Source organism: candidate division KSB1 bacterium (assembly GCA_024655945.1).
In the GTDB taxonomy this organism is placed as follows: domain Bacteria; phylum Zhuqueibacterota; class Zhuqueibacteria; order JANLFK01; family Oleimicrobiaceae; genus Oleimicrobium.
Window position 1 is genome coordinate 1 of record JANLFK010000015.1, and the last position, 25,924, is coordinate 25,924.

22 protein-coding genes are annotated in these 25,924 nt (G+C 62.7%); 12 read left to right on the forward strand and 10 right to left on the reverse strand.

Annotated elements, in window-relative coordinates; all coding sequences use genetic code 11:
* Nucleotides 1–70: 70 nt before the first annotated feature.
* Both NUW13_14505 and NUW13_14510 read right to left on the reverse strand, forming a co-directional pair.
* Nucleotides 71–1,549, reverse strand: a complete 1,479-nt coding sequence (locus NUW13_14505; GenBank protein MCR4440230.1) for a transposase — start codon at nt 1,547–1,549, stop codon at nt 71–73.
* Nucleotides 1,550–1,695: 146 nt separating this feature from the next.
* Entirely contained in the window at nt 1,696–1,980 is a 285-nt protein-coding gene (locus NUW13_14510) for a hypothetical protein (GenBank protein MCR4440231.1), read from the reverse strand.
* A 205-nt stretch (nt 1,981–2,185) separates the two neighbouring features.
* Here NUW13_14510 and NUW13_14515 point away from each other — a divergent pair, with 205 nt between their 5' ends.
* The 4 genes from NUW13_14515 (at nt 2,186) to NUW13_14530 (ending at nt 5,103) form a co-directional block, all read left to right on the forward strand.
* Nucleotides 2,186–2,581 (forward strand): hypothetical protein, encoded by a 396-nt coding sequence (locus tag NUW13_14515; GenBank protein ID MCR4440232.1) that lies wholly within the window; start codon nt 2,186–2,188, stop codon nt 2,579–2,581.
* 390 nt (nt 2,582–2,971) lie between these two features.
* A complete protein-coding gene (locus NUW13_14520; protein ID MCR4440233.1) occupies nt 2,972–3,310 on the forward strand; it encodes a hypothetical protein in 339 nt (112 codons plus the stop codon).
* Nucleotides 3,311–3,889: 579 nt separating this feature from the next.
* A complete protein-coding gene (locus tag NUW13_14525) occupies nt 3,890–4,585 on the forward strand; it encodes a dual specificity protein phosphatase family protein (protein MCR4440234.1) in 696 nt (231 codons plus the stop codon).
* Nucleotides 4,586–4,683: 98 nt separating this feature from the next.
* A complete protein-coding gene (locus NUW13_14530) occupies nt 4,684–5,103 on the forward strand; it encodes a hypothetical protein (GenBank protein MCR4440235.1) in 420 nt (139 codons plus the stop codon).
* 105 nt (nt 5,104–5,208) lie between these two features.
* Here NUW13_14530 and NUW13_14535 read toward each other — a convergent pair whose 3' ends face one another.
* Nucleotides 5,209–5,598, reverse strand: a complete 390-nt coding sequence (locus NUW13_14535) for a transposase (GenBank protein ID MCR4440236.1) — start codon at nt 5,596–5,598, stop codon at nt 5,209–5,211.
* A 177-nt stretch (nt 5,599–5,775) separates the two neighbouring features.
* Here NUW13_14535 and rlmB point away from each other — a divergent pair, with 177 nt between their 5' ends.
* Entirely contained in the window at nt 5,776–6,522 is a 747-nt protein-coding gene (rlmB, locus tag NUW13_14540; protein ID MCR4440237.1) for a 23S rRNA (guanosine(2251)-2'-O)-methyltransferase RlmB, read from the forward strand.
* A 4-nt stretch (nt 6,523–6,526) separates the two neighbouring features.
* Here rlmB and selA read toward each other — a convergent pair whose 3' ends face one another.
* From selA to NUW13_14575, 7 genes are all read right to left on the reverse strand, one after another.
* Nucleotides 6,527–7,987: an L-seryl-tRNA(Sec) selenium transferase gene (gene selA, locus NUW13_14545; GenBank protein ID MCR4440238.1), complete on the reverse strand. Its 1,461-nt coding sequence runs from the start codon at nt 7,985–7,987 to the stop codon at nt 6,527–6,529.
* 69 nt (nt 7,988–8,056) lie between these two features.
* The gene (locus tag NUW13_14550) at nt 8,057–8,740 is read right to left on the reverse strand and encodes a hypothetical protein (GenBank protein ID MCR4440239.1); all 684 of its coding nucleotides are present in this window, start codon (nt 8,738–8,740) and stop codon (nt 8,057–8,059) included.
* Between the two features lie 197 nt (nt 8,741–8,937).
* On the reverse strand, nt 8,938–10,548 hold the full coding sequence (locus NUW13_14555) for a hypothetical protein (GenBank protein MCR4440240.1): 1,611 nt from the start codon (nt 10,546–10,548) through the stop codon (nt 8,938–8,940).
* Nucleotides 10,549–10,596: 48 nt separating this feature from the next.
* A complete protein-coding gene (locus NUW13_14560; GenBank protein ID MCR4440241.1) occupies nt 10,597–10,878 on the reverse strand; it encodes a hypothetical protein in 282 nt (93 codons plus the stop codon).
* Between the two features lie 160 nt (nt 10,879–11,038).
* The gene (locus NUW13_14565) at nt 11,039–14,035 is read right to left on the reverse strand and encodes a carboxypeptidase regulatory-like domain-containing protein (GenBank protein ID MCR4440242.1); all 2,997 of its coding nucleotides are present in this window, start codon (nt 14,033–14,035) and stop codon (nt 11,039–11,041) included.
* Nucleotides 14,036–14,085: 50 nt separating this feature from the next.
* Entirely contained in the window at nt 14,086–15,063 is a 978-nt protein-coding gene (locus NUW13_14570) for a hypothetical protein (GenBank protein ID MCR4440243.1), read from the reverse strand.
* 138 nt (nt 15,064–15,201) lie between these two features.
* A complete protein-coding gene (locus NUW13_14575; GenBank protein MCR4440244.1) occupies nt 15,202–16,689 on the reverse strand; it encodes a hypothetical protein in 1,488 nt (495 codons plus the stop codon).
* 429 nt (nt 16,690–17,118) lie between these two features.
* Between NUW13_14575 and NUW13_14580 the strand changes: the two genes are divergently transcribed.
* The 7 genes from NUW13_14580 (at nt 17,119) to NUW13_14610 (ending at nt 25,920) form a co-directional block, all read left to right on the forward strand.
* A complete protein-coding gene (locus NUW13_14580; protein ID MCR4440245.1) occupies nt 17,119–19,071 on the forward strand; it encodes a tetratricopeptide repeat protein in 1,953 nt (650 codons plus the stop codon).
* A gap of 173 nt (nt 19,072–19,244) precedes the next feature.
* Complete coding sequence (locus NUW13_14585; GenBank protein MCR4440246.1) at nt 19,245–19,886, forward strand: outer membrane lipoprotein-sorting protein; 642 nt, start codon at nt 19,245–19,247, stop codon at nt 19,884–19,886.
* Nucleotides 19,883–20,833 carry a glycosyltransferase family 2 protein gene (locus tag NUW13_14590; protein MCR4440247.1) on the forward strand — a complete coding sequence of 317 codons (951 nt, stop codon included), beginning with the start codon at nt 19,883–19,885 and terminating at the stop codon, nt 20,831–20,833. Before NUW13_14585 ends, NUW13_14590 begins: the two co-directional genes overlap by 4 nt.
* 85 nt (nt 20,834–20,918) lie before the next feature.
* Nucleotides 20,919–22,007 (forward strand): glycosyltransferase family 9 protein, encoded by a 1,089-nt coding sequence (locus NUW13_14595; GenBank protein MCR4440248.1) that lies wholly within the window; start codon nt 20,919–20,921, stop codon nt 22,005–22,007.
* The gene (locus NUW13_14600; GenBank protein MCR4440249.1) at nt 22,004–23,128 is read left to right on the forward strand and encodes a glycosyltransferase; all 1,125 of its coding nucleotides are present in this window, start codon (nt 22,004–22,006) and stop codon (nt 23,126–23,128) included. The genes NUW13_14595 and NUW13_14600 overlap by 4 nt, the downstream gene beginning before the upstream one ends.
* A 17-nt stretch (nt 23,129–23,145) precedes the next feature.
* A complete protein-coding gene (locus tag NUW13_14605; GenBank protein MCR4440250.1) occupies nt 23,146–24,546 on the forward strand; it encodes a glycosyltransferase in 1,401 nt (466 codons plus the stop codon).
* A gap of 207 nt (nt 24,547–24,753) precedes the next feature.
* A complete protein-coding gene (locus tag NUW13_14610; GenBank protein MCR4440251.1) occupies nt 24,754–25,920 on the forward strand; it encodes a glycosyltransferase family 4 protein in 1,167 nt (388 codons plus the stop codon).
* The last annotated feature ends 4 nt before the right edge of the window (nt 25,921–25,924 follow it).

Sequence of the window (25,924 nt, forward strand, 5' to 3'; positions counted from 1 at the left end):
GGGTATCGATCGCGAGCGGTCCTTTCTACCCTGTTACTCCACTGGCTCGGCCGCCTAAGGATGCCCACATTCATGCGCAAACTCGCCTGAGGAGCCAAGAAACAAAGGGACTGGTCCCCTCTTGAGACCGCACGTAGCCCCAGAACAGGCTCAAGTTGGCCACCATTGCCGTCAGAATGGCTTGCAGGAGCACTTTGTCCCTGCCGAAGTACCGCGCTTTTCGCATGCCCAACTGAGCCAGGCGGGCAATCCGATGCTCCACCACCACTCGTTTCCTGTATCGGTCACGGAAGCTCTCCGTCGCCTGCTCCTGTCGAGCCGCCGCCAGGTAGTCCTCAAAGGGGTGGACGGTGATCGACCGGCCGTTGCTGCGCCGACTGCTGACACACTGCCGGTAGAAGGGGCACTTCCTACAACCCCGGGCCGGAAACACGAACCGACGCCCTTCGAACTCCTTTCCCCCGATCTTGACCTTCTGAACCGACCAGGTGTGGGTGGTGTGGCCGGCGGGACATCGCGCCCACTGTTTGTCAGGGTCCGTGGCGAAAGCCTCTTTGGCGAAATCCCCCTTCTGTGCACTCCCAGGAACCTTCGCCGTTACTTTCACGCCGCGCTCAGCCCAATGCGCTCGACTGGCTTCATCCCCGAAGGTGCTGTCGGCGATGATTTCCTCGACTTTTTCGCCGATGGCTCGCTCGGTCTGCTCCACCAAAGTCTGGGAGAAGCTCCCATCGTGGCGGTTCGCAGGCGCTACCGCCACCGCGGCGATTACCGCCGTGTCGGTGTCGGCCGCCACACCCGACTTGTAACCATCGAAACGCACCGACTCACTTTTGCGCCCATGTCGCATCTCCGGATCTGTCGTCAACACAATGCGACCCCGCGCCACCCCTTGCTTCATCGTCGCGGTGCCGTCGCGCTTGTCCTCCACATTCTGCGTTATGATTTCGTCCACAAGCGACAGCTTCTCCCTGAGCTGTTGCTGCAGTCTCTCAGGCAGACGCTTCACTTGCCCTGTGGCCATCGCTTCATGGGCCAGGTGCCGTACTCTTCTCGCATCGGCCACCACCTGAGCCAGGAGCGTGTCCCGCTCGGTCGGATCGTCCCAATTGATGCGGCACATGCCCTTGAAACTCTTTCCAAAGTACCGCCCGAACTGGTGCTTCCGGGCCCATGCCGCCGGTTGAGAGCCTTTCGCCTGCGTCAGCAGGATCAGCACGGTGCGGATCAAGTCAGCCAGCAGATTGAACACGTCCTTGACGGCCCCGCGCCCGAACACCGGGGTGGTGTCCAGAGCGATTCGTTTTCCCCAGCGCCGCCCACGAGGCCTGCCCGGCATCGCCGCCTCGATTTTCCCAACGATCCGTTCGAACAACGCACGCTCCTTCTGCGAGCTCAAAAGCTTGGCGCGGAACACCACCAGGGTGCTCTTGGCCGTGAAGGGAATTTCCTCGGGCGCAATGTCCAGAGCCACCTTCCAGGACAGATCGGCCCGAACCCGACGCACCGCCGAGAATGCGTCTCGTTGCGGATTCCTGGCTCGAAACATCGCTCAGCTCCTTGATGTTGCGACGACATCTGATGGCTGAGCCCAAAATATCACAACAACAAACACTCAGCAAGTGATTTTTCGACCGGGTTTCTAGGCATCCTATGTTTTTCCGGGACGTGGTCTGTGACTTTCTCGATGTGTGCTCACGGCATCAACTGGATATTGGTTTCAGTTTTGCGCAAAATGAGTACAACAAGAAGGGCTGGGAACGAATAGAGAATGAGCAAGCTGCCGACGACACCGAAGCCAAGTGGCTCGATGCAATTCGTGAGTTTGTCAACAACTTGCGAAGCGGTAACCGCTGACAATCGCATGCAGCGCATGACGCCCGGCCCTGCTGCTAATGCCGAACGTTCGACCAGCGGAGGTTGTTGTTGTCGTCTGAGGGCGACAGTGAACGGGCCGTCTGCGTGATTGGCGATGTCCACGGGCACCTGCAACTGGGCCTGTGCGTAGCCGCGCGATGGCAACGCCATCTGGGGCTGGCGTTCGAGGCGGTGTTCCTCTGCGGGGACGTCGGGACGTTCACGTCCGAGGACCAACTGGACAGGGCGACTCGCCGGCACGGGAAGGCGAACCCGTGTGAGCTGGAGTTCCTGTACCAGTGGGCCGTGGACCCGCAGCCAGAGTGTCTTGCGAAGATCTTCGAGCCAGCTGAAGAGGGGGCTCGGTTTGCTCTGCCCGGTAGTCATGGTCCACGGCAACCACGAGGGGTTTGCCCACCTGCAAACTCTGGTTTCACCGCAAATCCCTGACGAGCCAGCCGAGTTACTGACACTACCGGCTGTCGAGCCGGGCCGGCACATTCGCTACCTGCCAAGTGGGTGGCGGTGCCGTACTCCGTCGGGGCTGGTGGTTGCGGGCGTCGGTGGGATCGAGCGCAACCAGCGGCGTGTCAACTATCATGAGATGGTGTACATCGACCAGGACGCCGTGGCCCATTTGTTGGGCCAGCCCGCGGTCGATGTCCTGATCACTCACCAAGGGCCCAGCGTCCTGCAGGGACAGAGTGGGTCGGACACACTGTAACTCCTTCTTGACGAGGAGGTGGCCCGGGTTTGGTTCCACGGTCACTCGATTGCCAACCCGGACATCATCCGGGCGGGCCCTCACCGGGCTACCTTGGTCGTCCCCCTGAAGGGTATTGGCTTTTCGAGCAGGGGGCCCAACGGTGATGATCCGGGGGAGGAGGGCTGGGCCCTCCTCTTCGGAGGTGGAGACGCGGTGTGCCGCCAGCGGCCGGAATTCTGGCGAGAATACCGAAAGACGAGGTGGAAGGTGGTCGATGAGCGTCGGCTGGTCTGCCCAGATCTCGTCCGCTTTGTTAGGCGCAAGAGGCTGGCTGAATAGCAGCATCCAACGGACGACGCTGCGCGGCGCCGGTGATCCCCCACCTTAACCAAAGTGGGAGGAGGGTACATGATCGTTTGCCATGAAGCCGCTGACAGGTTCTTCGACTGGCTCACTGCCTATGATCATGGTCCATATCACGATGTGGGAGATGCTCTTGCTTGCTGGCTCGTACACGACAGCGGCGTCCGGCAACTGGCCGATGATTACTCAATCTTCTTACTTACGACCATCTCTGTGCTCCTTGACAGCAGCCTTGCTGCCGGTGTAACGGTCAGGCAAAGAGGGGGGCGTTCTATTGCGATTCATCGTCCCAAAGAAGCTGATTGGATAGATAAAATCGGGCCCGATGTGTTCGCACGCGCAGTTGTGGAAGTTGCGGCATGGGATGCTCGGTTTCCGCGGTAGCCGCTAACAAATGCATTCAGCGGATCGCGCCCCGCGCCACCGCCGATGCCGGACGTTAGGCCCTTACCCGCAGGGGGGACAGGGGGTGAACAGCCAGGTTAAGGTCGCTCTCTCGGTGATGGGATTGACCTTGCACGTCAGCCCGGTGGGGGGCGGTCTCCCACAGCGGGTCAGGTGACTGGCCCGGTTGGGAGTGCGCGGAGAGAAGAGGCCCCGGGTGGGTACGGCGGGCGGATCGGGTGATGTGGTTGGGCTGCCAGAGCGGTGGTGGGGGGGCGGTGCCCCTACGGCGGGGGAGAGAGCGCTTGAGGTTGAGGCTGGCAGGCACTAGGGTGAGCGGGGCGGTGTTGATGGGGGTGGCAGATTGAGGACCAGGGCCTGGTTGTCGGTGGGGCAGTGAAGGCAGTATGGCGGTTGGGAAAAGTGGGGCTAAGTGCAGAGAGGTGGAAGGTCAGAGAGCAAGGGCGCGTCTATACTGGGTGGAGGTGCATGCTCAGGGGAGGCGGGCCTTAGCTGCGCGTCGAACCAACACCGCTTCGCTCCCTGGCTCGGCGCTGCGGCTGAGCTCGGTGCCGTTAGATGGTCAAAGACCGAATGAAAACCGAACAAGAGCTTTCACTCTTAGCGCAGCGCGTTGAAGAAGCCTTGGAACAGTTATCTGCAGATGCAGATGGCTGCGTGCAGCTAGCTGATTCAGTGCTTAAGGATCTTCGAATCACCTTAAGAGCAACATCAGCCGGCACCGTACATGGACCTTTGATCGGCGCTTTGGAGAAGGCGAAGAAGATTCGATCAAAGGGCGGCCCTCTTCATCGGCTGAAGGTGGGTAACGGTTTTATCACGATTGGACCTAGGCCGAAATTCAGAGCGATCCACTCTATGCGGTCGCGAGGCATCACCCATATTCTGACGATACTTGGGGAATCTGAAGGAGCCTTCGAGATTCGAAACCAAGCCAGAAAGGCGGGTATTGAGTGGCTCTGGTTGCCTTTAGAATGCGCGCAGCAACCGAGCAATCAGTGGCTGCCGAAAATCCATGATCTTTACCAGCAATTGGCAAAGATTCTCGACAAAGGCGGTGGAGTTTACGTACATTGTTCGGCCGGCATTCATCGAACAGGAATGATTGTATATGGTTTCCTGCGCAGTATAGGCTTCTCAAGATCCGAAGCGAAAGATGCCCTGTCGAAGCTTAGGTCAGCAACCGCAACTGATGTGGGGGAAGATCGCTTAGCTTGGGCCGATCAGTTCGCCGACAAGCAGACCGGTGATTAGCCATCTAACAACGGAATACAACGGGCACTGCTCCGCGCTGTCGCTGATGCTGGACGTTAGCATTGGAGAGACGCGAAGAATGAGGCTTTTTTTCCTACATCGTTCGACATGACACTGGATTCGCGCCCATCCCGTTCGGGGGCTATTGTACGCTTGCCAATTGCAAGGTGGCAACAAGACGGAAAGCGAAAGTGGGGGATTGGATCGTCGGACTGAGTCCAAAAAGTAGCGGTAATCGTGTCGTATTTGCTATGGAGGTGGAGGAGATTCTCGACTGTAAGAGTTACTTTAACCACAAACCTCTTGCCAACAAAAACCGGGCTGCACAAAGGGGGACGTGCTGTGAAGGGTGGAACAACATCTGGAGACCGCTATCAAATGGACACTTCCAAAAGTTGCGCTCCATGCACTCGATCGGCGACAAAGGGAATGCCGAAACGAAGGGCGATGCCTTGAGTGGCGTGAATCTTCTCGTGGCAGAGAAGAAATGCCCCCGCTCACGCGAATTTGTGCACTAATGTGGGCATCTTGACGCCGCCCAGACAGTGGAGCAATAGGATGGAAAAGGCCACCGGGGATCGATATGCCCCGTGCCCTGAGGCTGATCACGTTGGCACTGGCATTCATTGGCTCTGCAAGGCCGCTGTCAATGGGAAACGCAAAACCCGCACCCCATCGCGATGCCCTCTGCGCAGGGAGGCGAACTCGTGCATCGGCCGGAGCTGCGACTCCATGGCCATACTGACCCAGTGCCCCAGGAACGCCGTTGCCTCTGGGCGAGTCCGCTTCTCCCAGAGATGACGCAGCTGCTGCTTGAGCAGATAGGCGCGACTGATCTGGAGATTCAATCCCTCTAAGTAGCCGAGACGTTGCCGCTCCGGAGGAGTCAGCTGCGCAGGGTTTTTCAACCACAGATAGCGTGTCCCCTCCAGAAGCTGCGGATTGCTCTTGCGCAGACGGTGTGCCTCCTGCGGCGGCCGGGACCTCGTGCCGTCTGACCTGGTCCACGGCATGCATGAGCTGACGGACAACATGGAAGTTGTCAAAGACCAATGAGGGAGAGGGGACTACCTGCCGGATCATCTCCTCCACCTCCCAGTTTCCCCTTGACCAATTGCTGGACGTTTGGTATTTTTCCGACCAAGGAAGGTGGCGTCTTACTCGGCTGCAGTTACAACCAAGGAGGCCAATTGCAAGAGCTGGTCTACGGTCGCAATCCGGTGCGCGAGCTTTTGCGCAGCAGGCGGGGCGTGCGCCGCCTGTGGCTTGCTGCCACCCTGAGCCCGGCAGCGACGCAAGAGTTCCTCGCCCTGGCTGCAGCCGCCAACGTGCCGGCCGAACGTCTGCCCGCCGAAGAACTCACCAGAATGACCCAGACCTCCAAGCACCAAGGGGTGGCCGCCGAAGTGGAACCGTTCGCCTACGCCGGCATTGACGACATATTCCACCGTGCCGATGAGCACCACGAGCCGCCTTTGTTAGTGGTGCTGGATGGCGTAGAGGACCCTCACAATCTCGGCGCCATCATCCGCTCCGCCGAGGCAGCAGGGGCACATGGGGTCATTATCCCGCGCGACCGTGCTGTGGCCGTCACCCCAGCGGTGGAGAAAGCTGCCGCTGGGGCCACCGTCCATCTGCCGGTGACGCGGGTCACCAATCTGGCACGGACTATGGAAGAGCTAAAGGAAAGGGGCGTATGGTTATTCGGCGCAGCCGAAGATGCCCCGCAGGACTACACCGCCACAGATCTCACTGGGCCCACTGCGCTGGTCTTGGGCGCGGAAGGACGGGGACTCCGACGCCTGACGCGGGAAAAGTGCGACTTTCTTATTCGCATCCCCATGCACGGCAGGATTAGTTCGCTCAACGTCTCAGTGGCAGCGGGCATCCTCCTTTTTGAGGCCCGCCGCCAGCGCCAGCTCCGCGGCCGAAGGTGAGGGGCTACCTTCGCCCAGCCGCGGTTCTCGTGCCAGTCACTTTGCCCAGGGCTTTTGCGAGGAGCGGCACCTCGTCATCCCGCACCGTGCGCATGTCCAAGTAGAGCTCCTCTCCTTGCACATAGCCTATCACCGGCAGCGGCAGGCTGCGTAGCCGACTGGCCAGCTCGCTGGCGCTGAGGCCGTCGCAGCTCACCACCACCGCGCGGCTGGGGATCTGCTCCAACGGCAATGCCCCGCTTCCTGCCTGGGAGCTGCTCTGCTGGACGCGCAGATGGAGCCTGTCGGCGTGCGCGCCCACCAGGAGCTCCACGAGCCGCCGCGCACGAGCCTCCACCGTGCTCACAGGCGCCGAGAGCATGCGCAGCGTGGGGTTGTCGACGAGGAGGCGTTCCTCGTCCAGGAAGAGCCGCAGCGTGGCCTCTAAAGCGGCGATGGTCATCTTGTCACACCGCACTGCGCGCATCAAGGGGTTGCTTCTGATGGCTTCCACGTGGACACGTCGGCCCACGATGATGCCCGCCTGTGGCCCACCCAGCACCTTATCGCCGCTGAAGGTGACGACGTCGACCCCTGCCTGCACGCTCTCCTGCACGAGCGGCTCATAGGGAAGCCCAAGTTTGCGCAGGTCCAGGAGCACACCGCCACCCAGGTCGTGGATCACCGGCACATCGTGCGCATGGGCCAGCTCCACGATTTCCCGCAAGGCCGGCTCTGCGGTAAAACCCAGGACGCGGTAGTTAGAGGTGTGCACCACAACCACCGCGCCGGTTCTGTCGGAAATGACGCGCTCATAGTCGGTGAGCTTGCTCTTGTTGGTGGTGCCCACTTCCACCATGGCCGTGCCGCTCTTCTCCATGACTTCCGGCATGCGGAAGGAGCCGCCAATCTCTACAAGCTGCCCGCGCGAAATGATGGCCTCTTTGCCGTAGGCCAGCGTGTTCAAGGCTACCAACACCGCGGCGGCATTGTTATTGACCACGCACGCAGCTTCGCCCCCGCTCAGGCGACACAGCAACTCTTCCACGTGGTGCAGGCGATTCCCGCGCTTGCCGCTCTCAAGGTCAAGCTCCAGGTTGCAGTAGTGCTCGGTAACGGCCAGGACGTTCCGGCGCACTGCCTCAGCCAAGGGCGCCCTGCCCAGTCCAGTGTGCAGCACGATGCCGGTCGCGTTGATTACCCTCCTGAGCGAAGGACGCTGCAGAGCACTCAGACGCCTGCGCACCGTCCGCAGCACAGAGGTCACCACGGCTGGACGCGTGCCGACTCTGAGCTTCTGGCCCGCCAGCATGTGGCGGCGCAACTCGGCCAGCTGGTGCACCACTTCTTCCTTGACCAGCCAACGCGGAAAACGTGCGCAGAGCTTCTCCCCCTGCGTTGACGAAAGCACCGCCTCCACCGAGGGGAGCAAGCTCACGGAGCTTGCGCCTTCTTGTTGTGCCTTGACGTCCGGTTTGGCTCGCATATCACCACCGCAGTCTTCTCGTGCGCTGTACAATAGCCAAGCAAATCTTAAGAAAACTGCGGCCAAATGTCAAGCTGTTTCTTCGGGCGAGGCCTGCCCTCTGCTCTTCAGGCGGCGCAGATTGCGAGTGACCAGGAAGAGGCCCACCGCCAACAGGCAAAGCGGCACCACCAACTCGTCTCCCCTCGGCGCATGCCCCAGGAGCAGAAGAGCGGCGACAGCCAGCAGGCTTACGGCCGGATATTGTGCCCAGCGCAGACTTTGCGTTTGCCTGCCCAGCAGGTAGAGCACGCCAAAGGTGAGACCCAAGCCTGTGAAAAAGAGCACGCCATGATAGCCCCCACGCACAAGATGAGCACTCCGCAGAAGGGCGGTCACCCCAAGGGTGAACAACACTCCGCTGGGTATGAGCCACCACCACTGCTGACGCTGCCGGAGAAAGGCGCCGAGAAACAGTGCCCCGACGGCGCAGAGAGAGGCTCCCCGGATGAATCGCCGCTGGTCATGAGCGAGGGAGGGGAGTGTCCGCTCCAGCACCATCAGGCCGAGGATGCACGCCACCATGAGCGCCCACCACTGCTGGCGACCGCGGGAGTAACTGAGCGCGAAAGCCACGGCCGAGACGCTCAGCATGATGGTGCACACTGTCTCCTTCTCCAGAGGGAGAATCCCCAAGTTGGTCAGAAGAAGCAGTACGCCGAGGAGCGTGATGAGGGCCCCGGCCACGATCATCGTCTCGTTTGTCCTCTTCATGTGGCACCTCTCTTGCCAGCAAATGTGCTGCCAGGACAGCCTGCCAGTACAGGCAACGGCGCCCTCCGAGAACAGCGCAGACCCCTCGCCTCCCTGCAGATGCTGCATCCCGTTGAAACGGCCACGGAGAGAAATTGTTTCACGCAGAGTTTGGCCCCCACTGCGGCAGGACGGGTGATCCAGAGTGGAGTTGGAAATCAGAAGCGGTAGCGCAGTTCAAGTGTGAGGAAGGAAGCCCGCGAGTCGTAATCTTGTTCCCCGGTGTCGAGGTCGGCGTCATGGTTGGCCATGAGCTCCAGCTCCCAGTGCAGAGAAAGTGGCCAGGTAACAAAACACATCACTGCCGAGGCACGGCGGTCCGAAAAGAAGGACAACCCTGACGCCTCACGTGCGGGCGAGGCCGTGTACGCGACCTTGCCGACGCTGGCATTGGCCGAGACGAGCAGGCCGCCAGGACCACTCACCTCCACGGAGAGCGTCGGGCCTTGGGAGACGTATTCGTCGATGCGCGCGAACGGATCATCCGTCAGACTTGCCGTGTGCGCAGGCGTGCGCTTCTGCAGCTGATAGCCGACCTCGAGGGCACCGACTCTGGTCACGGCAAAACGGAGGGCCGGCGCCACATCCACCACGCGATAGTCGGGCGTTGCCGAGCTTGGGTAGGCATAGTCCCTGACCCACAGCTCTGCGCGGAGCACCAGACCCAGCCCCGGGAGCAGGTCCCGCCGCCACTCGGCACGTACCTGCGCCTCCAGATAGTCGTTGTTGTACAGGCTGTCCGCAAAAGGCGCGACAAACAAGCGATACCGGGCGCTGCCCTCGACGAACAGTCCTCGATGGAAAAACCGACTGCTCAGGCGATGGTCCTCAAGGTCTCGCGTTTGCGCGGACGGGTACCTCCAGTGCTCGAAACCATACCCCACAGACAGACGCGTCGCCGGCCCGGCAATAGCAGTGACCCCTCCGCCCAAGCGATGGGCAACGAAGCTGGCGTAGAAGGGCCCAGGGTTGGCGTAGCGCTGCAAGGACCCGGTGTAGGTCAGCGCGGTCGTCAACTCGGGTGCCAGCGCGTAGGTCAGCTCTGCCCGCAGATTGCCCCGCGCGTAGTCCGGTGTGCCGGGGTCCCGGAAAGCCGTTCCCTCCAGGTCATTTTGCAGCGCGAGGTAGTGCCCTTTCTTGAACCGCGCCCGGTAGCCGAGGGAAAGCCGCCCGGTTTGGTAGTCGCGGCTGGAGCGCAGTTCAAAGGAGCCGTCAACCAACCGGTCGCGCGGCGTGCCCCGTTCCATAGCAAGACGCACCCCAAGGAGGGGATTGCCCGAGCTCTCTGCCAGAGTGGTGTCCTGAAGCTCGCCGGGAAGAGAAAAGCGCTGTCTCCATCCCTCCATGCCCATGAACAGCTCGGGGTACCAGCGTGCGCGCCGAGCCGCCTGGTCATCCCCCTGGTCCTCCGTGGGCGACAGCGTGGTAGGGCGGCTCTGGGCGGCCGACACATAGTCGGCGACAACGCTCAGCAACGCCTCAGCAGCCGCCCATTCCCTTTGCCCGGCTAAGCGGAGAGCCTCCTGCAGCAGGGGACGAACCTCTGGGGCTACCGCATTGGTATCGCCGCGCGTCCAAAAGTCGGGCACGATGCGCTGCACGCGGAGGAGGGCGAGCTCGTAGAGGGTCTGGGCCGTCGCCTGATCCTCCCCCTGCATGCTCAGGCGGAGGGAATCCTGGGCGTGGAGTGTCCCTGCGCACAAGAAGCAGACCAGGAAGGTCATGCTCAGCGCGACCTTCCTGGTCAGGAGGGCAAGTCTATGAGCCACTGCTAAAAACACCGGCATCTGCCATTGTCGATGCGTATGTCCGCCTCGTCACCGTCGTGCCCAGTGCCCTTTTACCCACACCCAGCCGCGAGGCGTCTCTCGCCAGTATCCGGGCACCCAGACCTTTCCTTTGGGAGCTCTTGCCCAATGGCCTGGCCTCCAGACCCAGTTTCCGTGCCATTCCCAATGACCGGCTACCCACACCGCCCCTGCGAACGGAGGGCGACCAGCCACCTCCGCGCGTACGGCCGGCGGGGCCGTGCGTACATACACCGCCCTGCTCGCGCACCCCGCAGCAAGGGGAAACAAGACTGTCGTTATCACGAACATGATGCAGGCACCTCGCATTGCCAATGCCTCCTCTCCCACACTCCACGGAGCTCGCTTTTCGCTTGCCTAGCTGTCTCCCCGTGTCCGATTGCTCTTCTATATGGAGCGGAGGGGACCGGGCCGGATCCCAGTCCCCTCCTGGGAGGAGCACAGCATTCGCCTACTGGGCAAGCAGCATCTTGCTCACCAACAGATGCCGCCCGCCAGAGGCTGCCTGTGCCTCGAGCCTGCAAATGTAGACGCCGCTGGCGACCTGGTTGCCATGCCGATCCTTGCCCTCCCAGAAGATCGCATGCCGGCCGGTGTCGAAGGCAGCGTTTGCCAGTTCACGGATCGGCTGCCCAAGCACGTTGTAAATGGTGATCCTCACCCGTGCCGGCTCCGGCAGCTCAAACCTGATCGAAGTTCCGGGATTGAAGGGATTGGGCGAATTCCCTAAGAGAGCAAACCTCGCCGGAAGAGTTGGCTGGTCAGCGGGCGGACCGTTCGTCGGCGCAAGCGCCAGGTCAACATTGTTGCGCATCGGATCTGCCGCACTCAGTGTGACCGCCACCGGAGCTGTGGTTTGCGGTGGTTGCGCAGACCCATCGCCGATAGGGAGGAGCGCACAGATTGTGTAGCTGCCGTTGGGGAGCTCGTCCAGCGCGTATTGGCCGTTCTCGTTGCTCACGGCAGTGGCCACCAGCTCCTCGCCGCGGCGCGCCAGGACCACCCCCCCGGCGACCGACCGGCCCTCTTTGCTGGCGATCGTCCCTGCCACCATGAACGGCCCTCGCTCTTGCGGTGTGAGCGCAAAGTCGATGCCACTGATGCTATCCCCGGCCGCCACAGTGATGGGGGTGGCGTCGCGCCAAGAGTGGCTGTCTTCGTAGAATTCTGCCAGGTAGCCGGTCTTGAAGGCCCACACGATGTAGGCTCCAGGCCGGAGCCCGGTCAACAGGTAAAGCCCTTCGCCGTCGGTGAGGTCGGTGTAGACCTGACCAGGCCGCACCGGGCTGGCGAAGACGCGTACGCCGCGCAAAGGCTCCCCGGTGTGCTCATCGGTGACGCGTCCGGCGATGGTCGCCCCGTCCGGCACGCGAGAAGGCAGCAAGAAGTCGATCCCAGCTGTCTGCTCCGGGGCATTGACGGTCACCGGCGTGGCCCGCGCCCACGTCAGGACTCCGTCGTAGTAGATGGGCACGTGGTCCCGCGCCGAGGCGCGCACAAGGTAGCTCCCGCTGGGCAGCCCGGCCACGGCATAAGTGCCTTCACTGTCGGCAAAGGCCACCCGGGAGAACGGGCCTCCGGTGCTGAACACCTCCACGCGAGCACCGGCAATCGGCTGCCCGCTCCTCTGGCTGCGGACCGAGCCGCTGATGCTGCCGCCGCGCTTCACGGTGAAGTCGACACCCTGCACGGTGTCGGCCGCCGCCACGGCTACCGGGGTGGCGTCGCGGACAGTTTCGGCCTCCAGGTACCATTCGGCCAGATAGTCGGGGGCAGCAGCACGCACGAGGTAGTTGCCAGGCTGCAGATTGCCAATCAGGTAGCGACCCTTCTCATCGGTACGCGCTGAGGAGCAGTATGCTCGCGGGCCACCTTGGTACGCGGTGACCAGCGCTCCCACAATCGGCAAGCCGCCCGCTTCATCCGTCACACGGCCAGCGATGGCGCTCACCGCGCTGAGTCGGAAATCGATGCCTGAGGTGTGTTGGTCTGCCACGACCACCACTGGCGTAGCAAGCCGCCGGTCGCTCACCCCGTCGTACCATTCATCCGCGTAGCCGCGCGCGCTCGCCAGCACCTGGTAGGTGCCCGGACGCACGGGCAGAGTGTAGCAACCGCTGCTGTCGGTGTGGGTAGTGGCTATCCGGTCGCGGCCACTGCCGACCCCATCGAGGACATGGGCACAGACACGCGCCAGGGGAATCGGCGCTCCGGTTGCCTGGTCCACCACACGGCCGGTGATCGCACTGCTGGTCTCCAGGAAAAAGTCGATGCCGAAGGTAGTGTCACCTTCCGCCACTTCCACCAGCGTAGCGGTGCGCAACGTGGCGGCGTCTGCGTAGAATTCACCTTTGTAGCCGGCTGCGTTTGCCTCGACTACGTAGGAGCCGCGCGGCAGCGACCCAATCAGATAGCGGCCGCCGTCGTCAGTAACCGCGTGATACCGGACGTTGGGAAGGGTTAGCGAGTAGGCCTGCACATGGGCGCCTGGCAGCGGCAGGCTACCGGCCTCCGCAGCCACCATCCCGCCTATTGCCCCGCCTCGTGCCAAGGCAAAGTCGGTGCCCGTGACAGTATCCCCGGGCGCGATGCTGATCGACGTGGCCTCCCGGAGCGAGGGTGCATCGTCATAGTACTCGGGAAGGAAGCCGGCAGCACAAGCGTGCACCACGTACAGTCCCGGGGCCAGCACAGGGACGGCGTAGCTGCCGTCGGCGCCCGTGGTGTCGCGCCTTGCCCACGGCAAGGGACCCAAACGCTGCACAGTCACCAGCGCCCCGGCTAAAGGCGAGCCGTCGCGCCCGTCCATTACCAGCCCTGCGATCAGTCCATTTGCCCCCTGGCTGACCAGGACGCGCGCCGCTCCCCTCAGGAGCCTGCCATCCACAGCTGCCTGGGCAATGACCTGACCGGCCATGGCCACCGTCCCGGCGGTGAACAGGCCGTCGGGCGTTATCGTGCCCAAAGAGGTGGGCAGTACTTCCCATCGCACCTCGCTGGGGACGATGCTTAGGCCGCTGCTTGTCATCACGCGCGCAATGAACTGCTGCGACTGGCCGGGAGCCAGCACCACCTCTGCGGGCTCCACCAGGAGCTGCCTGCCAGAACCACGTCCTTCGGCCACAACCACATCGGCGCTGCCCCGATACTCCACGCCCGCCAGAGCGGCAGAGGCTATCACGCGTCCGACGCCCGGCTCCGGCCCGGCGATGAAGTAGCCGTCTTTGGTCACGGTGCCAAGGGAACTCGGTTCAACTGACCAGGTACAGGTGACTCCCCGCGCTGGTCGACCGGCGCGGTCAAAGAGCTGTGCCTCAAACTGCTGCCCCTGCCCAGGCTGCAACGTCACCTGGTGAGGTCTCACGACCACCTGCTGGGCCAGCGCTGTCCCTGCCCAGAGCAAAGCCACTGCCAGCAGGAGCCATCGAGAATACGTCTTCCCTTCCATAACCCATTGCCTCCACTGTGAGACAGACAACTACAAGAGCGGGTGGCCCACTACCATCCGCCTCTGCCCTCTCTTCCGTAGACCATCCCCCAGCAAACGGCGTTGTAGGGCGCCACGTCGTCGTAGATGGTGCCGTGGTCAATGGCATCGATCAGCATATGGCGCAGTCCCTGCTCATGCTTAGCCACCCAATATCCGCTGAACACCCCGTCGCCAGCGACCTGGTCAGGGTAGATTCCCTCGTCGTTGAGGGGGCGACGCGCGCGCTGCAGCCCGCGGTCCACGCCAAAGTGAACGAGTACGGTCGTACCAGGGGCCGGCGGATGGTTGTTGCTGTTGGTCACCGCCACGTAGAGCTTGATCGTGTCGCCCTGGGCGAAGCACGGCAGGCCGTCGTGTCGCTTCAGCCAAAAGTCCAGAGGAGCGGTAACCACGATGGGCTGCTGCCCAGGCGCCTCAAGAGCCATGCTGCTGATGCTGACGGTTGCCTGCTCCGCGACGCCCTCGCTCATCGACACCTCGACGAGCCGCCAGTTGCGCCGCGCATTCTCGGAGTACCCGACCCGCCGCAGTTTTGCCTTGCGGACGACGGTGCTGCGCACCGGCTTCTCATAGACCTTGAAGGTCTCGGGCGTGGTGCTGTCCGTATCCCTGGCAACAACGACAAAGGTGCCTGTGAAGGTCTTGGTAATGGTTGCTATGGCGAGGGTGTCCGGCTCTCCAGGCACGCCGGAGAACTGAATGTCCACGGACTCTAACGTGAACTTGCCACGCCGACCAAAGCGCACCGGCTCGATATAGTCGCCGGACTTGGGGAGGCCACCGGCCTCGTACTCAGGTGGCTGGGCCCCGCCATCATCAAGCCCCATTTCATGGAAAATGTCCACGTCGGCTAACACAAGCGTGCGGATGGCCGCCTCATCCTCGGAACGATCCGCAAGTCCAGCCGGGTTCTTGCTACAACTGAGCATGATCGCCCCCACCGCTGCAAGCACAAGCCCATACCCCAAGGTTAGTCTCCTGTTCATCCTCATTCCTCCAAATGCATGTTCATTTTCCAAACTTCCAACTTTCGCTAAGGTTCGAGGGAAGGCAACCGCCTGCTCCTCCATGGCTCCGATTCTTATGTCCCGCCTTGCCCTCCTTTCATTTCATTCTCTGTGGCTCTACTCATCCCTATGCGCGCGGACCTTGGCAAACAGGTCCGTGGCACTGTCAACGAGATGCCTGGCCACGTCTGGCGTTCCGCGCTGCAGAGCGATGGCTGCCGCCTGGCGCAGCGCCCGCACCTGGACAATGATCTCGCGATCTTCGTCGGTTTGCTCAGCCGTAGAAGTGAGCCGGTTCACTGCCTGGTCCAATTCTTCCAGCCGCTGGGCAACCTCGGTGGCTGAGCCTGCAGGGCCGGCCCCCATCTGCGGCGAAAGCAGCCTGTCGCCGGCCAGGACCCACACCAGTGCCATCCGGTAACGCCCAAGCCCCACGGCCTGTTCGGCGAGGTGAAGGAGACGCTCAGCCTGGGTTACCAATTCTTCTTGCCCCTCGCCGCCGGCCTGGCGCGCCCGCTCCAGGTCGAGGCGCAGGCGAGTGATTTCTTCCTCGACCCTCACTGCGAGAGCATCACGCGGCGTTGCGCCCCTGTGCAGCAAACGGTAGGCAATGCCTTCGGCAAGCTCCGCGTTTTGCAGCGCCATGGGGAAAGCACCGGCCGCTAAGTGCCGACGGGCGCGGGAGAGGAGTTCGTCTCCCTTGGGCAAAAGAAGCCGGCCCTCTGGCGACGGGGAACGCTGCTCCTCCCGTGCCGCTTCCTGGAGAAGTGCCTCGACGCGCTCTATTTCCTCCTCAGCTCGCTCGCGCGGGGAACCCATTTCGCCCTCGCTGATGCTGATGCAGCGCAGGAGAATGCGTATGCCTTGGTGGTAGAGCTCCCAGGCCAAGGCTGCGTCACCCCGGTGCAGGGCACGCCCTGCCAACAGCCCGTGACGACGCGCCTGTTCCAGTGAGCGCCTGGCCATGGGGTTGTCGCTTCGCGCCGCCGCCTGTTCCGCCACATCCAGCAGCGTCAGGTACTGCTCGCGCGCCTCCTCCAGGCGGCCGGCCCCTGTGCGCCCACCTCCTTGCACCAGGTCACGAGCGCGTTTGCTGCAGTAGATTGCCACGCGGTAGTGCTCTGCCGCTGCCTGATAGCGCTGCTGGCGGACCGCCTCCGCGGCCCGGGCCTGCTGTTGGCGCGCGCGGGCGAGCAGCCGTTCCGCTTCCATATTGCCGCTGCCCGGGACGACCTGCTCCGCGTGGCGCATCAGCTCCTGCAGGCGCTCGCCGAGCTGCCCCACGGGGCTTTGCAGCAGCCGTGCCATCAACTGGTCCAGCACCCTTCTGGCTGCCACAATGTGCGCGTTTGCTTGCGCGTGCCTGCCCTGGGTCATCTCGTTGGCGGCCTGCGCACGCAACTGCCGCGCCTGCTCAAGGAGCGCCTGGAGCGCTGGGTCGTTGCGGTCAGCCAAAAGCTGCGCCGCCCTTTCCAGCTGACGGTCGAGCTGGTCAAGCCCCGCCTGGGCACCGTGCTGTCCCTGAGCCAAGACCAGCGGCACCACCAGCATCCCTGCCACGGTGGCGAAGAGCAGAATCCATGGTCGCAAAATGATCCGTTCCATCCTCGTTAACCTCCCTCCAGTCGCCTCTACATTTGCAATGCACGTGCCACGGCCAAACCGAAGAAGCGGGCCACGAGAATACAAGGGGTTAAGCCTACCTCGTGGACAGCCAGCCCTCCCCGACCCTTGATCCTGTACCTGGCGGTACGGCCCTGTGTACCATGCGGTACAGCACATTGCCAGGCTTCGCTGCGTATTGGTGAGGGCTGCGTCGTGGGAACCCACAGGCACCGGTCGCGGTTCCAATGGTAGCTTACCCTTCGAACGGTGGGGCATCCGATTTTTTGCTTGTAAATGTTGGCTGCTTATGGTATATTACGCTTTGTCAAGCATATGCCACTACCCTTGCGAGGAACAATGATGAGCCCGCGTTCGTGGGCCGCACTTACTCTCTGCCTGCTCACTCTCAGCAGCGGCTGCAGCGGACCCTTGGCGACTCGGAATTCCGGCGCGGAGACCCCGCCTACCACCGCGCAGCCGCAGGTGGATCCGCTCGTCTCCCGTCTGGTGATTCGCGGCGCCACCGCAGAGGCGCTCGGCGACCTCACCAACGCTCTGTCCGCCTACCAGGAGGCGGCTCTCCATGCACCCCAGTCCTTCGGCATCCAGATGGCCATGGGCGAGGTCTATCTCCGCCTGGGCAAGACGGAGAGCGCACTGCTCTGTCTGCGAAAGGCCGCTGAGCTGAACCCGCGCAGCGCGGAGGCGCACGGCCTGTTGGGGAATATCTACGCCGAGCAGCGCAAACTCGATCTGGCCGAGGCAGAGTTCCGCGCTCTGCTGGAAGTTGACCCCCGCGATGCCGATGCTTTGGGCAGGCTCATCAGCCTAATGGTGGCCCAAGGCAAGACAAAGGCGGCTTTGCAGCAAGTCAAGCAGTTTGCAAAGCATCTGCCCCAGGACGTGGACTATTTGGTGCAGGTGGGCAATCTCTTCTACCAGGCAAGAGCCTATACCGAGGCGCGGGAGCTCTATCGCATGGCGATGGCGGTGGATCGACAAGCGGAAACGCCCTATTTGGCAGTCGCCGCTGCCTGCAAAGCCGAGGGCGACACCACGCAGGCCATCGCCTGGTATCGAAGAGCCTTGCAGGTGGACCCAACCTTCGACGAAGTGCAAAGCGAGCTGCGCGCGCTCTACGCCGCCACCAAGCGCTGGGACGAAGCGTTAGCGGTGTTCGCCGAGCTGGCGAAGACGGACTCGGCCAATGTGGAGCACTGGCTTGATATGGGCAGAGTGCACCTCATGAAGGGCGATACCCTTGCTGCCGCAAAGGCGTTCGCCCAGGCCCATGACCGTTTCCCTGATGATGAGCGCACCGCCATCTCCTTGGGCCTCTTGCAGGAAAGTCTGCGCGACACGGCTGCGGCCTTGGCTACCTATCGCCGGGCCCTCACGGCAAACCCCAACTTTGCCCGCGTACGCAAGCTCTGCCGCAACCTGCTGGTGGCGCGCAAGCAGTGGGAAGAGGCCATCCAACTCTATGAGCAGGCGGGCGCGCGGGACTCCAGTGACGTCGTCAACGGGTTGGAGATAGCTGAACTCTATTTCCAAAAGGGGGACACGGCGACAGCTCTGGCGCACCTCGAGGCACTGGCGAGCCGATTCCCCAACGATTGGCGCGTGCCGTTTGCTGCCGGTCGCATGGAGTTCATGCGGCGCAACTGGTCGCAGGCCGGGGCGTACTTTGAGAAAGTCATCGCCCTCAACGACCGCGTGCCGCCGGCCTGGTCGTTGCTCGGCCGCTGCCACCTCCTGCGCAACGAGCTGCAACAAGCCGAGGCGGTTTTCCGCAGAGCGGCGGGGCTCTTTCCCGATGATGGGGAGCTCAACTTCTTCTTAGGCTCAGTGCTTAGCCAGATGCGCAAGCCTGCTGAGGCACTACCCTTCATCACCAAGGCGTTGGAAGACAACGAGGACAATGTGCCGGTGCTCCTGGTGCTAGCGGCCTGCTACTCGGAACTGCGGCGGGACGAGGAGGCAGACTCGGTGTACACCAAGATTCTCGCCCTGGACCCGGAAAATCCCACGGCGCTCAACAACTACAGCTATAGCCTTGCTGAACGGGGCATCCGCCTTGATGAGGCACTGCTCATGGTGGAAAAGGCCCTGCAGGCAGAACCCGAAAACGGCGCCTTCCTGGACACCATCGGCTGGGTTTACTTCAAGTTGGGTGACTATCAGAGAGCACTGGAAAAGATCCTGAAATCAGTAGAGGTGCGTCCGGGGTCGGCAGAGGTCATAGAACACCTGGGTGACGTGTACGAGAAGCTGGGGGAACTGTCTAAGGCGCAGGAGTACTGGCAGAAGGCGCTCGAGCTCGACCCCTCGCGCACGCACTTAGAGCAGAAGCTGAAAGGCACATCGCACACACGGCCATGACGCGCCTGCTTGGGCACAAGAGACCGGCTTTCCAGGACTGGCTCAGAATTTGTGGGGTGGTCGCCGCGGCTGGCCTCGCCGTGTGTCTTGCGTGTGCGCCATCTGCGCGGGAAGCAGCATGGGACCTGTCGCAAGTCAGCCTGCCACAGCTGCAGCGCGACGTGGACAGGAATGTGAGCAAGCTCAAAACGCTCAAAGGGCGGGCCCGCATCTCCTTCGAGTCCCCGGTTGCGGGCTACTCCGGCTACACGCAGGTGGCGGTGCGCATGCCGGACTCGGCGCTCATCAAGGTCGAAGCGATCTTCGGCTTAGATGTGGCCTCGCTCTTCGTGGACGGCCGCTCGTTCATGGCCTATGTACCCTCCGAGAGGCGTGTGTACCGAGGCAGTATCGAGCGGCTGCGCTATCTTGACCCGCTGGTCATGGCCGTGGACGGCCGGCTGCTGGTCTCTGCCCTAAGCGGCCTGGTCTCCTTGCCCCGGGAAGGCGCCGGGGTAAAAGGTGTGGACAGTCACGGCCTGCTCGTCGAGAGGCGCGCCGAAGAGGGCCTGTTCCGGTACTGGGTCGACCGCCAGCGCGCCGTGGTCTCACAGATGGAATACGAGGACTCCCAGCTGGGCCTGCTCTATCGGTTGAGCTTCAGCCGCTTTGCCAAGACTTCCGGCATGCTTCTGCCGCGCATGGTGACCCTCGAGCGCCCGCAGCAGGGAGAACGCCTGACCCTTTTCTATCTCGAACGAACGGTCAACGTGCATCTGCGCGCCTTGGAGATGCGGCAGCGCCTCCCCGGCAATGTGGAGGAGGTCCTGCTATGAGACCCAGACCGCGACAATGCGCCCTATCGGTGGTGGTGCCCCTCTACAACGAAGCCGATTCCTTGCAGCCCCTCCACGCGGAGATAGTCGCGGCCGTCAGGAAACGCGTGCCCTCTTACGAAATCATTTTTGTGGACGATGGCTCCACCGATGGCTCGCTGGATGTCTTGCGACGTCTTGCTGCTCAGGACCGCCGGGTGAAGGTCATCTCGTTGCGCAGCAACTGTGGCAAATCGGCGGCCCTGGCCGTAGGCTTTGCCCATGCTCAAGGTTCCGCGGTGGTAACGATGGACGCCGACCTGCAGGACGATCCGGCGGAAATCCCGCACCTGCTCGCCAAGCTCGACGAAGGATACGACCTGGTTTCTGGATGGAAAAAGAAGCGGCATGACCCACTGCGCAAGCGCTGGAGTTCCAAGTTGTTCAACATGGTGACCTCGGCGGTCAGCGGCCTGCGGTTGCATGACTTCAACTGCGGACTGAAGGCCTATCGCAGCGAGGTGGTGCGCAGCATTCGCCTCTACGGACAGCTCCATCGCTTCCTGCCGGTCTTGGCCCACTGGCAAGGGTTCAAGGTCACCGAGCTGGTGGTCAACCATCGGCCCAGGCGTTTCGGCAAGACCAAGTTCGGGCCATGGCGGTTCTTCGCCGGCTTTTTCGACCTGCTCACGGTCATGTTTCTCAGGCGCTTCAACCGCCGCCCCATGCACCTTTTTGGCCTGCTGGGCCTTGTTTGCTTCCTTGCCGGAAGCGCGATCACCCTCTATTTGGCGGTCATGCGCCTGTTCTATTCGGTATACTTGAGCAATCGCCCCTTGCTGTTCTTAGGCATCCTGCTCATCATCGTGGGCATCCAGTTTGTCTCCATCGGCCTTTTGGGTGAGATGATCACCGAGTCGCGCAAAGACGAGCAGGGCTACCCTGTGCGCCTGAAAATCGGCTGGTGATTGGGAAGCAAGCGTTGCGGGATACGGGAATGCGACAGCATCACCACACCTGTGAAACAGCAATCCGGTTACTCCTGCGAGGACAATGACGTTCGCCTATCGCTCTGACTGCCGACATTTTGGCGGCGACGTGCCGTGTGCTCCCCATAAGGCCCACCAGGTGCACTGCAGTTCGTGCCAGTGGTACGAGCCCACTTCCGGGCGCATCCTGATTATCAAGTTGGGCGCCGTGGGCGATGTCATCCGCTCGACCCCCATTCTTCACCCTCTGCGCCGGGATTTCCCCCAGGCCGTGCTCCACTGGTTGACCCACACGCCCGAGGTAATTCCGGACATAGTCGACAGGGTACACCCGTGGCGTCTGGAGGACATTCTCTACCTGCAGGCCACTGAGTTCGATCTTCTCATTAACCTTGACAAAGACAGGGAAGCATGCGCCTTGGCCTCCATGGTGCGGGCGCGGCAGAAGAAGGGCTACTTGCTGCGCGATGGCATGCCTGCCCCTGCCGATGTGGCGGCCGAGGGCAAATTCCTGACCGGCCTCTTTGACGACGTCGCCAAGGCCAATAACAAGTCCTACCCGCAAGAGCTGTTCGAAATTTGCGGCTACACCTTTGCCGGCGAAAAGTACATCTTGAGCAACTTTGCCGACCTGGGCTTACAATGGCAAATCCCGCAGCCGCGGCCGCTCGTGGGCCTCAACACCGGCTGTGGCAGTCGCTGGAAGTCAAGGCTGTGGCCAGAGGAATACTGGGCGCAGTTGGCCAGGGAGTTGCGCGCCAAGGGACTGGGGGTCATCCTCTTGGGCGGACCCCAGGAGCACGAGAAGAACATGCGCCTTGCAGAGGCGACCGGCGCGACTTATCTGGGCCACTTTCCGTTGCGGCAGTTCATCAACCTCGTGGACCAGACTGACGTGGTGGTGACGGCGGTGACCATGGCGCTGCATATCGCCATCGGATTAGGGAAGAGAGTGGTGCTCTTTAACAACACATTCAACCGGCACGAGTTTGAGCTGTACGGGCTTGGGGAAACACTGGAGCCCGAGTTCTCTTGCAGCTGCTTCTATGCCGCCGAGTGCCCGAATAACTGCATGCAATATCTCTATCCAGCGCGGGTGTTGGCAAGCTGCCTGCGCCAAGTGCTCGCCTCAGGGGGGATGGCCGGCGTATGAAAATCGTGATTGTTGGCACGGCCTACCCGTTGCGCGGGGGCATTGCCCACTACAATGCGCTTCTCTACCGCGCACTGCGCGCCCGCGGCCATCAGGTGCACGTGGTCTCGTTCAAGCGCCAATACCCGTCTCTTCTGTTCCCCGGCCGCACGCAGCAAGATGCCGGCGAGGAGGCCATCCCGATTCAGGCGGAGCCGCTGCTGGATTCCATTGGCCCTGCTTCGTGGCTGCGCGTGGCCTTGCGCATTCGCCAGCACGCCCCGGACCTGGTGCTTTTCAAGTACTGGATGCCCTTCTTCGCGCCATGCTTCGCCGCAGTGGCCTTCCTCAGCAAGCTGCTCTGTCCGACGCCCGTGGTCTACATTTGCGACAACATCGTTCCCCACGAAGGCACGCCGCTCGATGTCCCCCTGACCAGGCTGGGGCTGGGCTTTGTGGACCACTTTGTGGTCATGTCCCACACGGTGCGGCAGGACTTGTTGCGCTTTGTCCCACATGCAGATTTCCGGCAGGTGCCGCATCCGGTCTACAGCATTTTCGGTGACCCCTTGCCCAAGGAGGAGGCGCGCCGCCGGTTGGGCTTGGGTAACGGCAACTTGGTCCTCTTCTTTGGTTACGTGCGCGCGTACAAAGGCCTGCATGTTCTTCTCAAGGCAATGCCCGAAGTGCTGCGACAGATACCTGTTCGCCTGCTGGTGGCCGGCGAGTTCTACAGCGACAAGTCAAGCTATATGGAGCTCATTGAGCAGCTGGGCATCTCCTCTGCGGTGACGGTGGTGGACGAGTTCATTCCCAACCAGGACGTCAAGCTCTACTATTCGGCGGCAGACGTGGTGGTTCTGCCCTACTTGGCTGCAACGCAGAGTGGCATCGTCCAGATTGCCTACCACTTCAACAAGCCGGTGATTACCACCGAGGTGGGTGGGCTGCCCGATGAAGTGGTGCACGGGGCAACTGGCTTCGTGGTGCCAGCAGACGATCCCCAAGCATTGGCTAAGGCCATCGTCAGCTATTTCGCCGAAAAGAGGGAGCGCGATTTCGCGGAAAAGATCGCATTGCACAAGGGACGCTACTCTTGGGATCGTTTGGCTGAGGCCATCGAATCGTTTGCCACGCCATGAACGGAGCCTGCGCGGACATGACCTCAGCGCTCTGGCAAGACCCTCGGCCGAAGAAGGTGCTGGTGGTCACGTACTACTTCCCCCCAAGCGGCGGGGCAGGCGTGCAGAGGAGCTTGAAATTCGTCAAGTACCTCCCCTCCTGCGGCTGGCAGCCGGTGGTGCTCACCGCCCGCGATGCCGACTATCCTGCCTTTGACCCCACGCTGCAGGCGGAGGTGCCGCCAGAGGCTCGCGTCTTTCGCACGCGCATCGTGGAGCCGTACCGCCTCTACCGGCGGTTGACGGGCAGGCGGCCGGATGAGGCCATGGATATCGCCTCGCTCACCCGCGACGAGCGCCAGCGTCGTTCCTTCAAGGAGCGGCTTGCAGAGGCGGTGCGGGCCTGGGTTTTTATCCCGGACGCGCGCCTGGGCTGGCTGCCTTTTGCCGTGTATGGCGGGCTGCGCGCGGCGCGCCAGGAACAGGTTACCGCCATCTACAGTTCCGCCCCGCCTTACACTTGCCACTTGATCGGCCTCTGTCTCAAGCTTGTGACCCGCCTGCCTTGGGTGGCAGACTTTCGGGACTCCTGGGTGGGCTGGTTGTCCGCAGCGCAACGGCCTCCGTTGCCCCGGGCTGTTGACTGCTTCTTGGAGCACCAGGCGCTGGCACGCGCCGACGCGATCCTGGCCGTTTCGCGGGGCGTGGCAGATGACTTGGCCAGCCGCCACCCGAAACTCTACGAACAGCGCTGGCGGATTCTGCCTAACGGTTACGACGGTGCCGACTACGAAGGTCTGACGCCTCACCCACGGCCGAACCGCCTGGTCATCACCTACACCGGCTCTTTGTACGGCCACCGCAACCCGGAGGCGCTACTGCGCGCGGTGAAATTGCTCATCGCCGAGCGGCCTGCTGTCCGCGACCGCCTGCTGCTGCGCTTCGTGGGTCGCACCGGTGGGTTCATCGAGGAGATGCTGCGCGATCCCGGCCTCGCCGGACTGGTGGAAGTTGTGCCCTATGTGCCGCACGCGGAGAGCCTGCGCTTCCTCTTGTCGTCGGACATATTGCTGCTCATCATCGACGATGCGCCTGCCAACAAGGGCATCCTCACCGGCAAGCTGTACGAGTACATCGGCGCGCGCAAGCCCATCTTGGCATTGGCCCCTGAAGGGGAAGCCGCCGCCCTCATTCGCCGCCTGCGGGTGGGGAGCGTGGTGGCCCCCAACGATGTGCAGGCGATCAAGCAGGCCCTGGTGCACGCGTACCAGATGTGGCAAGAGAGACGTCTGCATCTGGCCCAGGTCGACGAAGCCGGAGTGGCGGCCCTGGACCGTCGCCACCTGGCCAAAGAGCTCGCCGCGGTGCTGGACGCGGTGGTCGCTGGGCAGACTCGGTTCCAGCATCCGCTAGCGACAAGGGAGAAAGAACGACTATGAGGCACATGTCTGCTCCAGCAGGGCGTCGCAGTTCGGCCATGCGATCTGGGCGCAGGTCTGCCGTCCAGCGCTCTGGCTTGGTGGCCTTGGTCTTCCGCTGCCCCTGGAGACCCTTAGGTCTTCTCCTCGCGCCCGCATTGAGGGCCCGTCGCTCCTTCCGGCACGGCGCCGCACCCCTCTTTCGCACCGCATGAACGGGGAACAGCCGTGGCGAGGAGGCTGCGACTTCTTTACCTGGGTGACCCCGCTGCGATCCACGTGCAGCGCTGGCTGAGGTACTTTGCGGGCGTGGGACACAAAGTGGCGCTTCTGCCGTATCCGGGTTCCCTTGCCCATGTGAGTGCCGAGTCGCTTCCCAGTGTGCACCTGCACTGTCCGGGAGAAGGCCCTCTCCGCCATGTGGTCCGTGCCCGGCCGGAGTTAGCCACGAAGACGCTCATCATCGACAACGCCTTGCGGGTGCGCCAGCTGGCGCGCCGCGGGCGCGTCGACATCCTCCACGCCCACTACCTCTCGGCAAACGGCTGGAGCGGCATGCTCAGCGGCGTGCGCCCTTTCGTAGCCACGGCCTGGGGATCAGACCTCAACGTCGATCTGCATCGTTCCCCGTTCTACCGCATCCTCACCAAGCTCTGCATCCGCCGCGCAGACTTGCTCACCGCAAATTCGGCCGACCTGTGCCGGAAACTGGTGGAGGCAGGGGCCGACGAGCACAAGGTCCATCTGGTCCAGGCAGGACTGGAGCTTGCGCGTTTCCCGTTCAAGCGCGGCGATGAACGCCTGCGGCAGGCTTTGGGCCTGCGCAACAGGCCGGTGGTGCTGAGCACGCGCATGCTCGGCAAGGTGTACAATCTGGATATCGTCATCCGCGCCGTTCCCAAGGTGCGCGCAGCGGTGCCCGACGTCGTCTTTCTCTTCGCCTATCGCGGCAGCGCCGCGCAGGAGGAGGCTTTGCGCGCGCTGGTGACAGAACTCGAGGTGCAGGCCTCGGTGGTTCTCTTGGGACCTGTGCAGAACGAGCACATCGCGCCGCTCTACCATCTGGCCGAGGTGTTTGTCTCGGTACCCTCTTCAGAAGGGATGCCGGGGTCCCTCACTGAGGCCATGGCCTGCGGCTCCGTGCCTGTGCTTAGCGAGTTGCCGTATGTGCGGGAGTGGGTGCACCATGGGCGGAATGGGCTCGTGGTGCCGGTGCGCGATGTGGACGGCCTGGCCGAGGCCATCGTCTGGCTCCTGCGCCATCCGCGCCAGAGGGCTGCCATGGCGCGCCGCAACCGCCTTCTTGTCGAGGAGCGCGCCGACCACCGCTTGTGGATGGCACGAGTCGAAGAGCTCTACCTTTCCCTGCTGTCGGCACCGGCTTGCTGGAGGTGACGCC